This is a genomic window from Nocardia carnea (genome assembly GCF_029868325.1).
GTDB classification, from domain to species: domain Bacteria; phylum Actinomycetota; class Actinomycetes; order Mycobacteriales; family Mycobacteriaceae; genus Nocardia; species Nocardia carnea_C.
In genome coordinates this window covers 1-10705 of the sequence record NZ_JARWNW010000287.1, presented here as the reverse complement: position 1 = coordinate 10705, position 10705 = coordinate 1, and the positions used below count along the sequence as shown (strand labels likewise).

The window sequence follows — 10705 nt, the reverse complement described above, 5'->3', positions numbered from 1 at the left end:
GCCCCCCCCCCGGGGTTTTTGGGTTTCTCTTTCTCGCCCAGCCGGCGCGGGCGGCGCGCGGCGCCCCCGGCGCCCGCGGGGGGGTGCCCGGCGCGGCTTGGGGGGGGGGGCGACGGCGGTGCACCCGCCGCCCGTGATCTGTGCGCCCCGCCCGGGCTCGAGGCGGCCTCGGCGGCGCCCGAGAAACTCAGCGCGCCCGGCGGGCGGTCCGAGGACCGGTTCACCACTGCGTCCACCCTCCCCGTCGAATCGGTGGATATCTCCCGGCTGGGCCTGATCGAGCCCGGCGTGCTGAGCGTGGGGACCCTGTCGGACGCGCCGCCGAGTATCTGCGTGAACTCGGCCGGTTCGTTCACCGGGTTCGACAACGAACTGCTGCGGGCGGTGGCGGCGAAACTCGGGCTGCAGGTGAAGTTCTCCGGCACCGAGTTCGCCGGCCTGCTGGCCCAGGTCGCCGGTAAACGATTCGATGCCGGCTCGTCCAACATCACCACCACCGACGCCCGGCGCGAGCAGGTGGGTTTCACCAACGGGTACGACTTCGGCTACCACTCGCTGGTGGTGAAGGACGGGAGCCCGGTCGGCGGGTTCGACGATCTGGGCCCGGGGTCGCGGGTCGCGGTGGTGCAGGGCACCGTGCAGGACGAGTACGTGGTGAACGAGCTGGGCCTGGATCCGGTCAAATTCCCCGACTACAACACCGCCTACGCGAATGTGAAAACCGGCCAGGTGGATGCCTGGATCGCCCCCTCCGCGCAGGCAGACGGCGCGATCGCACCGGGCGATGCCACCTCGGTGGTGGAGAACTCGTTCAGCCTGGACAATTTCGCGGCCTGGGCGGTCGCGAAGAACAACCAGCCGCTGATCGACGCCCTCAATGCCGGCCTGGACGCGGTGATCGCCGACGGGACCTACGCCCGCCTGTACAGCGACTGGGTACCCCGCGAACTGCCGCCCGGCTGGAAACCCGGATCCAAGGCCGCGCCCGCTCCCGACCTTCCGGATTTCGCGGCGATCGCCGCCGAACGCGCACCGCAGCAACACAGCGATCAGGCGCCGAAATCCACGCTGGAACAGCTGCGCGACACCTTCTTCGACTGGTCGCTGTACAAACAGGCGTTCCCGGAGCTGTTCAAGACCGGGCTGCCCAACACCCTGATCCTCGCGGTCGTCTCCGGGATCCTGGGCACCGTGATCGGCATGCTGCTGGCGGTCGCGGGGATCGCCCGCACCCGCTGGCTGCGCTGGCCGGCCCGGATCTACACCGATATCTTCCGCGGGCTGCCCGCGGTGGTGATCATCTTGATCATCGGCCTCGGCATCGGGCCGGTCGCCAGCGGGCTCACCGGTAACAACCCCTACTGGCTGGGTGCGGTGGCGCTGGCCCTGCTCGCCTCGGCCTATATCGGTGAGATCTTCCGATCCGGTATCCAGTCGGTGGAACCCGGCCAGCTCGAGGCGGCCCGGGCGATCGGTTTCGGTTACCGGCAGGCGATGACGCTGGTGGTGATCCCGCAAGGCGTGCGCCGGGTGCTGCCCGCCCTGATGAACCAGTTCATCGCGTTGATCAAGGATTCCTCGCTGATCTACTTCCTGGGCCTGCTGGCGACCCAGCGCGAACTGTTCGCGGTCGGCCGCGATCTGAACGCGCAGACCGGGAACCTGTCCCCACTGGTCGCGGCCGGTCTCGTCTATCTGCTGCTGACCATTCCACTGACCCATCTGGTGAACTACATCGACCACCGGATGCGCACCGGACGCCCGGACCAGCCGATCGACCCGGTCGAACAGCAGACCATCACGGAAGGGCGGGGATAGCCGATGAGTTCCGCACTGACCGGTACCGGATTGCATCTGCGGCTGGGTAACAACCAGATTCTGCGCGGCGTGGACATCCACGTGGAGGCGGGCCGGACGACCACCGTGATCGGGCCGTCCGGGTCGGGCAAATCCACCCTGCTGCGGGTCCTCAACCGGCTCTACGAACCGGATTCCGGCGATATCCTGCTCGACGGTGAATCGGTACTGGCCGAACATCCCGACCGCCTGCGCCAGCGCATCGGGATGGTGTTCCAGCAGTTCAATCTGTTCCCGCACCGGACGGTCGCCGACAATATCGCGCTGGGCCCGCGCAAACTACGCGGGCTGAGCAAGGAGGAGGCGCGCGCACTGGCGATGGAACAGCTCGAGGTGGTGGGCCTGGCCGGTAAGGCCGATTCCCGGCCCGCCAATCTCTCCGGTGGCCAGCAGCAGCGGGTGGCGATCGCGCGGGCGCTGGCCATGAAACCCGACATCATGTTCTTCGACGAGGCCACCTCGGCCCTGGACCCGGAGCTGGTCAAGGGCATCCTGGCGGTCATGTCGGATCTGGCCGCGGGCGGGATGTCGATGATCGTGGTGACCCACGAAATGGGTTTCGCGCGCAGCGTTTCCGACCATGTGGTGTTCATGGACGCCGGCCAGGTCGTGGAGTCCGGCCGGCCCGAAGCCCTCTTCGACGATGCCGAAACACCCCGGCTGCGCCGCTTTCTCGATCAGGTGCTGTAGGTGTTCAGCGTTGCCGCCAGCTCAGCGGACCGGGCAGGTCGACGCTGTTCTTCCGCGTCCGGGAATTCCACGACCACGGTCCGATCTTTATCCCCCACGAGGACATACCCGACTGGGTGAAATTGAACTTCAGCGGTCCGAAGGATGTGCGTTTCCGGAACCTGATGGGCATGGCGACCTCCCTGACTCGGCCCCAGGATAGCGGTTCCGGGTGTTCACCCATGGCGTTCGCTCGCCCCGGGTGCCAGAGTGGACAGCGTGGGAATCTACCGCGATCGTTTCGTACCTCGTCTGGTCAACGTTGCCTGCGGGATGAAAGCGAACGAGCCGCTGCGTGAGCGGGTGTGCTCGGGACTGTCGGGCCGGGTGATCGAGCTGGGTTTCGGGTCCGGTCTGAATGTGCCGTACTACCCGGCGACTGTCACCTCGGTGAGCGCCGTCGAACCGGCCGACCTGGGATGGAAGCTCGCGGCCGGGCGGCTCGCCGAGGCCCGGGTGCCGGTCGAACGGGCCGGCCTGGACGGTCAGCGGCTACCGTTTCCCGAGAACAGTTTCGATACCGCACTGTCGACCTGGACCATGTGCACCATCCCCGATATCGACGCCGCCCTCGCCGAATTGCGTCGTGTCCTGGTGCCCGGCGGCACCCTGCATTTCGTCGAACACGGGCTTTCCCCGGACCCGAAGGTCCAGCGCTGGCAACATCGGCTGGACCCGCTCCAGCAGAAGATCGCCGGCGGCTGCCATCTGAACCGCGATATCGCCACCCTCATCCGGGCCGGCGGGTTCGAGATCCGCGATCTGGATGTCTTCAAAGGACAGGGGCCCGCGTTTCTCGACTCCCAATCGCTCGGAGTCGCCACGGCTGCGTGAACCGGCCGGGCGCCTGCCGGGTACGGCCACCGGATCCGGCGAACGATGTGCCGGGTGTGCTGCCTGCCCGGTCAGGGGAACCATTGGGTGCTCGCCCGCGTCGAAGGTAGAAAGGACCCGACGCGGACAAGACGCGCACGACGAGGAAAGGCAACCCGATGGGTAGTGAGGATCGCGCGGCCACCCAGGCAGCCGGCGAGATCCTGCGGGAGAGCGTGGACGAGCTGATGGCCACGTTCGAACGGCAGCGCGCGGAAATGGCGGAGGTCGAGCAGCGGCTGGCGGCGACCACGGTGACGGCCTGGTCGGCGGACAACCTGGTCCGCGTCGATGCCAATACCGCCGGAGTCCCCGTGGATGTGCAGCTGACGCCGGAGGCATTCAAACGGTCCACGCCCGAAAAGCTCGGGCGCTCGATCCTCGAAGCCGTGCAGAGCGCGGCCCGGCAGGCCACCGAGGTCTCCCGGCAGGCGTGGGCGCCGCTCACAGAGCTGGCCGGCGATATCCCGGACCTGCCCGATATCGCCCCGGGGATGCCCAGTATCAAATCCGTAGTCGACAACCTCTTCCCCGACCCGGTCACCGATCCCGTCCCGGCGGAGCCGATGAACGACGAGGACGAAGACGAATACTTCCGCAACCGCGGCTACCTGGACGGTGGGAAATGAGCCAGATCAAGGTCGACGAAGAAGCCCTGCAGGCGGCGCGTCCCGCCATCGCCAGAGTGGCCGATCAGATCGCCGACGCGGTGAACGCCGCGCTCGGCGTGATCAACGGCGAGGGCGAATGCTGGGGCGGTGACGAGATCGGCCAGAAATTCGCCGAGACCTACAAACCCGGCGCCGAGGAAGGTCTTACCGGGTTGAACCTGCTCAACCAGGCGGTCAACGGGGTCGGTGACGGTATCGGAGCCGTCGCGACGAATTTCGGCAACCAGGACGACACCAACGCCGCCGCCCTCAACGCCGTAGCCCCCGAGTAATACGCTCCCGGAACCGCGCCCACATCGGCGCTGCCGGGTTGTCAGCGCAGCCCGCACTGACGACCGGCACCTGCCTGCGAGGTGGTCGCGACCCGCGAATTTCCCGAGAGGGGGCGCACCGGATCAGGTGCTGGAGTCGGGGATACCCGGTGGAGTATCCCGCTTGTCCCGAAGGGCCCGGCGCACCGAACCGGCGCAACTCGCCGCCGCGGCCACCTCGGGCAGACACGACGGAGCGCTGGTGACTACTGCGCCGCGGGACAGACTGTGGGCACGGCACCCGCCCCCGCGTCTCGCGACCTCCACCGGGCCCGCGCCCTCCGCAGATCAGGTGAGACAGCCCGGGCCCAGCAGCGCTTTCAGATCGCCCATGAGAGCCGACGACGGTTCGACCCGGAGGCTGTCGTCGAGTTTGAGCAGGGTGGTCTTCTCCCGGGCGCCCACGTGCCGCACGTGCACATCCGAGGTGCCCGGGTGCCGGGAGAGCACCCGCTTCAACTCGCTGATCTTGTCCCGGGTGCACATTCGGGTGGAGATCGTCACCGCCAGTGGTTTCGCCACCCCGATCGCGGACAGGTCCGGGACGGCGAGATCGTTGGCGATAAGCGAAATCCGGTCGTCGCGCATGGAGACCCTGGCCTTCACCAGCACCACCGCGTCCTCCACCACATCCATTCCGTAGACGGAGTAGGCCTGCGGGAAGAACAGCACCTCGATACCACCGGTGAGATCCTCGAGCTGCGCCGAGGCCCAGGCCAGGCCGTTCTTGTTGATCCGGCGGTTCACCGAGGCCAGGATGCCGCCGACGGTGACCTGGGTACCGTCCTTGATATCACCCTCGAGAATCGCCGGGATCTGGGTATCGGCCGCGGCGGCGAGAACATGGTCGATTCCGTTGAGTGGATGACCGGAAACGTAGAGGCCGAGCATCTCCCGTTCCAGCGCGAGGCGATGTTTGGAATCCCATTCCTCGTCGGGCACCTTCACATCGAATACCGAGGACATGGATTCGTCGCCCTCTTCGCCCATACCACCGAAAAGGTCGAACTGGCCGATGGCCTCGGCCTTCTTGGTGGACATCACCGCGTCGATGGCATCGGAATGCACGAGCATGAGCCCCTTGCGGGGATGGCCCAGATCGTCGAAGGCGCCCGCCTTGATCAGCGATTCGGTGACCTTCTTGGTGCAGGCGATCGTATCGATCTTGTTCAGGTAGTCGGAGAAATCGGTGAACTTCGACTTCTCCGCGCGCGCAGAGATGATGGACGACACCACGTTGGTACCGACATTGCGGACCGCGCCCATACCGAAGCGGATATCCGTGCCGACCGAGGTGAAGTTGTGCTCGGATTCGTTGACATCCGGCGGCAGCACCGTGATCCCGAGGCGCCGGCAATCCGCCAGGTACACCGCGGCCTTGTCCTTGTCGTCGCCGACGCTGGTGAGCAGCGCGGCCATGTACTCCGCGGGATAGTTGGCCTTGAAGTAGGCGGTCCAGTACGACACCAGGCCGTAGGCGGCGGCATGTGATTTGTTGAACGCGTATCCGGCGAAGGGGAGGATGGTGTCCCACAGCGCCTTGATGGCGGCCTTGGAGAAACCGTTCTCCTGCATACCTTTCTCGAAACCCTCGAACTCCTGCGCGAGGACCTCGGCCTTCTTCTTGCCCATCGCGCGGCGCAGGATATCGGCTCGTCCGAGCGAGTACCCGGCCACCTTCTGGGCGACATGCATGATCTGCTCTTGGTAGACGATCAGACCGTAGGTTTCGCCGAGGATCTCGCTCAGCGGCTCCTCGAGTTCCGGGTGGATCGGTTTGACCTCTTGGCGCCCGTTCTTGCGGTCGGCGTAGTCGTTGTGCGCGTTCATGCCCATCGGGCCGGGGCGGTACAGCGCGCCGACGGCCACGATGTCCTCGAAGGCGGTGGGCTGCATACGGCGCAGCAGGTCGCGCATCGGCCCGCCGTCGAGCTGGAATACGCCCAGGGTGTCACCGCGGGCGAGCAGTTCGAAGGTTTTCGGATCGTCCAGCGGCAGCGCGTCGAGGTCGATATCGACACCGCGGTTGGATTTGGCGTTGTCGATCGCGTCGCCGAGCACAGTGAGGTTGCGCAGGCCGAGGAAGTCCATCTTCAGCAGGCCGATGGCCTCACAGGACGGATAATCCCAGCCGGTGATGATGGCGCCGTCCTGAGCCCGCTTCCATACCGGGATGGCGTCGGTGAGCGGCTCCGATGACATGATCACCGCGCAGGCGTGCACGCCCGCGTTGCGGATCAGGCCCTCCAGGCCCTTCGCGGTGTCGTAGATCTTGGCGATATCCGGATTGGATTCGATGAGGGTGCGGACCTCGGCGGCCTCTTTGTACCGCTCGTGTTCGGGATCGGTGATCCCGGCCACCGAGATATCCTTGGCCATGATCGGCGGCGGCAGCGCCTTGGTGATCTGGTCGGCGATCGCGAAACCCGGCTGCCCGAACAGTACTCGGGCCGAATCCTTGATGGCCGCCTTGGTTTTGATGGTGCCGAAGGTGATCACCTGGGCGACCCGGTCGCTGCCCCACTTCTCGGTGGCGTAGCGGACCATCTCACCGCGGCGGCGATCGTCGAAGTCGATATCGATATCGGGCATCGATACGCGCTCGGGGTTGAGGAACCGCTCGAACAGCAGACCGTGCGGAAGCGGATCGATATTGGTGATCTTGAGTGCGTACGCGACCAGCGAACCGGCCGCCGACCCACGGCCGGGACCGACCCGGATACCGACCTCGCGGGCATGGTTGATGAGGTCGCCGACGACCAGGAAGTAGGCCGGGAAACCCATCTCCAGGATGACGCCGATCTCGTAATCGGCCTGGTCGAGATACTTCTGCGGAACGCCGTCCGGGAAGCGGTACTCCAGCCCGCGCGCGACCTCCTTGCGCAGCCACGACGCCTCGGTCTCGCCCTCGGGGACCGGGAATTTGGGCATCCGGTCGCGGTGGGTCCAGATCTCCTCGTAGGATTCGACGCGTTCGCCGATCAGCACCGTGTTGTCGCAGGCGCCGGGCACCTCGGCATCCCAGAGTTCCCGCATTTCCGCGGCCGATTTCAGGAAGTAGCCGCTACCGCCGAATTTGAACCGATTGGGATCCGACAGCGTTTTACCGGTCTGGATACACAGCAGCGCTTCGTGATTGGTCGAATCGGATTCGTGCACGTAATGGCAGTCGTTGGTGGCCAGCGGCGGGATACCCAGCTTCTTGCCGATCTCGATCAGGCCGGAGCGCACCCGCGTCTCGATGGACAGACCGTGGTCCATCAGCTCGAGGAAGAAGTTGTCCTTGCCGAAGATCTCCTGCCACTTCGCGGCGGCTTCCAGCGCCTCGCGCTCGTGCCCCAGCCGTAACCGGGTCTGCACCTCGCCGGACGGGCAGCCGGTGGTGGCGATGATGCCCTCGGCGTGCGCGGCGATGAGCTCCTCGTCCATCCGCGCCCATTTACCGAGCTGGCCCTCGATACTGGCCAGCGACGACAGTTTGAACAGGTTGCGCAGGCCGGTCGCGTTCTCGGCCACCATGGTCATATGGGTGTAGGCACCCGAACCCGAGACATCGTCGCTCTTCTGGCTCGGATCGCCCCATTGGATACGTTTGGTGTCGAACCGGGAGCCGGGCGCGATATAGGCCTCGATGCCGATGATCGGTTTGATCCCGGCCTTCGTCGCCGAGTTGTAGAACTCCGCGGCACCGTACATATTGCCGTGGTCGGTCATCCCGACCGCGGTCATACCGAGGCGATCGGCCTCGGCGAACAGCGGCGAGATCTTGGCGGCACCGTCGAGCATCGAATACTCGGTGTGGTTGTGCAGATGAACGAATCCGGACGAGGCCAAGATCTGTCCTTCCTCCCAGTGGCTCGGCGGGGGTTGGTGTAGCGAGTTTATGCGTACGCACCGACAGCTTCGCCCCCGGATCGGCGTGCCAGGCGGGAACCGGCGTGTCGCTTCCCCGGTGACCTTGCGGCACCGCCGAATCGGCCACCGGCGCGGCCGGACGCTGGTAGGGTCGGGCCGCGTCACGATCGGATCAACCGGAGGTTCGGAGGTCCACCTGCACCACCACGGCCCGGACCACCGAGGATCGACCCCGCAAAGCCCACGAACGACCCAGCGAGGTGAACGATGACAGCACGTACGACCGCGTTCGCCCTCCCGGCGGCCGCGACGGCGCTGACGGTGGGGGTGCTCACGGCCACCGCGGCACCCGCGGCGGCGGACGGCGGCTCGTTCCAGCCCGTCTATTCGCTCGCCCAGGGCGCCTGCGTCGCCCAGCTCGACGCCTCGGTCACCGGCGACGCCTATCCCGAGCACGCGGCTTTCACCGTTTCGACCATCATGTTCGGCGTCGGGCCGTGCACCCTGCCGGTGACGCTGAACTGGCGCAATCTCGATACCGGGGCCACCGGATCGGTCACCCGGACCGCGAACGGGCCCGGGCATTGGATGAACGACGGGCGCTCTGCGCTGTTCCACCCCGGCGTGGGCCGGTTCACCGCGACCGTCACGGTCGGCGCGGCGCACGTACCCGAACCCGGTTCGGTGGACTTCACCGTCACCGAGTACCGGGGGTGAGCGGCGGCCCCCGATAGCGCGAAGCGCACTGGTCAGGACCGGCCTACCCAGCCGGTGATATCTCCCGGCCGACCCCGCTCCCCGACTCACCGGTCCCCTCGTATGCCGGCTCGCCGGCCCGGGCCGGTTATCGCCTCCGGAGAAGGTTTCCCGCAGCAATGGCGGTTGCTGCGGGAAGCGTGAGACGATGACCGGCCCCGGCCGGCGAGCCGGCGGTGGTGCAGGAGAGAAAGGGTGGCCGGATGGCCGCGACCGTCGTCGCGATCTGTGCTTCCGCGGCGCTGCTCGCGGTGGCGCTGCTGGTCTGGGCCCGGCCGAGGCGGATGGTCACCACGCCCGCGGAACGCGCGGTGCATGCGGCACTCCACACTGCTTCGCTGGCGGCCCGGTCCTTGCGCCGCGGGCTCACTGCCGCCTCGGCCCTCGACGCCGTCCCGCATCTGCGGGCGCTCGTCGGGGCCGAAGGGCTCGGAGTGACCGATCCCGACGGTGCACTCCTGGCATGGGATGGCGCGCATCACGTCGCGGAGGACGAGTTCACCGCGGCCGTCCGCGAAGCCATCGCGGGTCAGCGGCCGGTACTCGTTCATCTGCCCGATCCCGAGCGTCCGGGCCGCACACTGGTGGCGCAGCCGCTGCTCACCGACAGCGACGCCGTGGCGGGAGCGCTGGGTATGGTCACCTCTGCCCGGCCGGGCCCCGGTACCCTCGGCGCGCTGGCCGAGGTGGCCCGCTATGCGTGCGGTCAACTGGAACTGGCCGAACTGGATGCGTCCCGGGCCCGGCTGGACCGGGCCGAGGTCCGGGCGCTGCGGGCGCAGATCAGCCCGCATTTCATCTACAACGCACTCAACACCATCGCCTCGTTCGTCCGCACCGATCCCGGGCGGGCCCGCGAACTCATCCTCGATTTCGCCGATTTCACCCGTTATTCGTTCCGGGTGGCCGGTGAATACACCGTGCTCGCCGATGAACTCAGCAATATCGAACGGTATCTCGAGCTGGAACGTGCCCGGTTCGGGCCGGCGCTGCAGGTGCGGTTGCGGATCGCGCCGGAAGTGCTGGGGGTGACACTACCGTTCCTCGCGCTGCAGCCGCTGGTGGAGAACGCGGTCCGGCACGGGCTGGCGGGCCGGCCCGGGGGCGGCACGGTGACCATCGAAGCGCTCGACGCCGGTACCGACTGCCTGATCAGTGTGGAGGACGACGGCGCCGGAATGGACCCCGAGGTGTTGCGGTCGGGGACGCTGGATGCCGCCGGCGATATGCGCGAGGCACCGCATATCGGACTGGCCAATGTGGACGATCGGTTACGCGCCGCGTTCGGCAACGACTACGGGCTGGTGGTCGATACGGCGCCGGGGGCGGGCACGAAAGTGAGTATGCGAGTACCGAAGTTCCGCCCCGGAATCCGGCCCTGAGCACCGGACGAGGCCGGGCCCCGTTCACCCTCACAGAACGGGGTCCGGCCTCCACACCGGGAAATCGACTGCCCCGCTTGCCCCCGCCCGGCCTCCCGGTGCCGGGGAAAGTGCGCGGCGGGCCTATACCCGCCCCCGTTGGGGCCGAGGAAACCGTGCACCTCACCGGCGGAGACCTGCAGGTCGAGACCGTCCAGGGCGCGAGTGCGGCCGAATTTCTTCACAGACCGGAGATATCGATCGCGGCTGTCATGGATGCACCCTATTCCGG

The 10705-nt window shown here is 67.1% G+C and carries 9 protein-coding genes and 1 pseudogene; 7 read left to right on the top strand and 3 right to left on the bottom strand.

What is annotated here, in order from left to right; translation table 11 throughout:
- The first annotated feature begins 18 nt into the window (after nucleotides 1-18).
- Nucleotides 19-1818: an ABC transporter substrate-binding protein/permease gene (locus QH196_RS27480; protein ID WP_280418741.1), complete on the top strand. Its 1800-nt coding sequence runs from the start codon at nucleotides 19-21 to the stop codon at nucleotides 1816-1818.
- A gap of 3 nt (nucleotides 1819-1821) precedes the next feature.
- The gene (locus QH196_RS27475) at nucleotides 1822-2547 is read left to right on the top strand and encodes an amino acid ABC transporter ATP-binding protein (protein ID WP_280418739.1); all 726 of its coding nucleotides are present in this window, start codon (nucleotides 1822-1824) and stop codon (nucleotides 2545-2547) included.
- 4 nt (nucleotides 2548-2551) lie between these two features.
- On the opposite strand, the gene QH196_RS27470 is transcribed toward QH196_RS27475, so the two are convergent.
- Entirely contained in the window at nucleotides 2552-2719 is a 168-nt protein-coding gene (locus QH196_RS27470; RefSeq protein WP_280418738.1) for a DUF4236 domain-containing protein, read from the bottom strand.
- 86 nt (nucleotides 2720-2805) lie between these two features.
- On the opposite strand from QH196_RS27470, the gene QH196_RS27465 reads away from it, so the two are divergent.
- The 3 genes from QH196_RS27465 (at nucleotide 2806) to QH196_RS27455 (ending at nucleotide 4402) form a co-directional block, all read left to right on the top strand.
- Nucleotides 2806-3420 carry a class I SAM-dependent methyltransferase gene (locus tag QH196_RS27465; RefSeq protein WP_280418737.1) on the top strand — a complete coding sequence of 205 codons (615 nt, stop codon included), beginning with the start codon at nucleotides 2806-2808 and terminating at the stop codon, nucleotides 3418-3420.
- A 158-nt stretch (nucleotides 3421-3578) separates the two neighbouring features.
- A complete protein-coding gene (locus QH196_RS27460) occupies nucleotides 3579-4088 on the top strand; it encodes a YbaB/EbfC family nucleoid-associated protein (RefSeq protein ID WP_280418736.1) in 510 nt (169 codons plus the stop codon).
- Nucleotides 4085-4402, top strand: a complete 318-nt coding sequence (locus QH196_RS27455; protein ID WP_280418735.1) for a WXG100 family type VII secretion target — start codon at nucleotides 4085-4087, stop codon at nucleotides 4400-4402. Before QH196_RS27460 ends, QH196_RS27455 begins: the two co-directional genes overlap by 4 nt.
- A gap of 327 nt (nucleotides 4403-4729) precedes the next feature.
- Here the strand turns inward: QH196_RS27455 and dnaE are convergent, their stop codons facing one another.
- Nucleotides 4730-8275, bottom strand: coding sequence for a DNA polymerase III subunit alpha (gene dnaE / locus QH196_RS27450; RefSeq protein ID WP_432278094.1), 3546 nt, complete (start codon nucleotides 8273-8275; stop codon nucleotides 4730-4732).
- Between the two features lie 288 nt (nucleotides 8276-8563).
- Here dnaE and QH196_RS27445 point away from each other — a divergent pair, with 288 nt between their 5' ends.
- Both QH196_RS27445 and QH196_RS27440 read left to right on the top strand, forming a co-directional pair.
- Nucleotides 8564-9013, top strand: coding sequence for a hypothetical protein (locus QH196_RS27445; protein ID WP_280418734.1), 450 nt, complete (start codon nucleotides 8564-8566; stop codon nucleotides 9011-9013).
- 242 nt (nucleotides 9014-9255) lie between these two features.
- Complete coding sequence (locus QH196_RS27440) at nucleotides 9256-10434, top strand: sensor histidine kinase (protein WP_280418733.1); 1179 nt, start codon at nucleotides 9256-9258, stop codon at nucleotides 10432-10434.
- Nucleotides 10435-10562: 128 nt separating this feature from the next.
- Here QH196_RS27440 and QH196_RS27435 read toward each other — a convergent pair.
- Nucleotides 10563-10658, bottom strand: a pseudogene (locus tag QH196_RS27435) (ABC transporter ATP-binding protein); the annotation flags it as partial.
- Nucleotides 10659-10705: the final 47 nt, after the last annotated feature.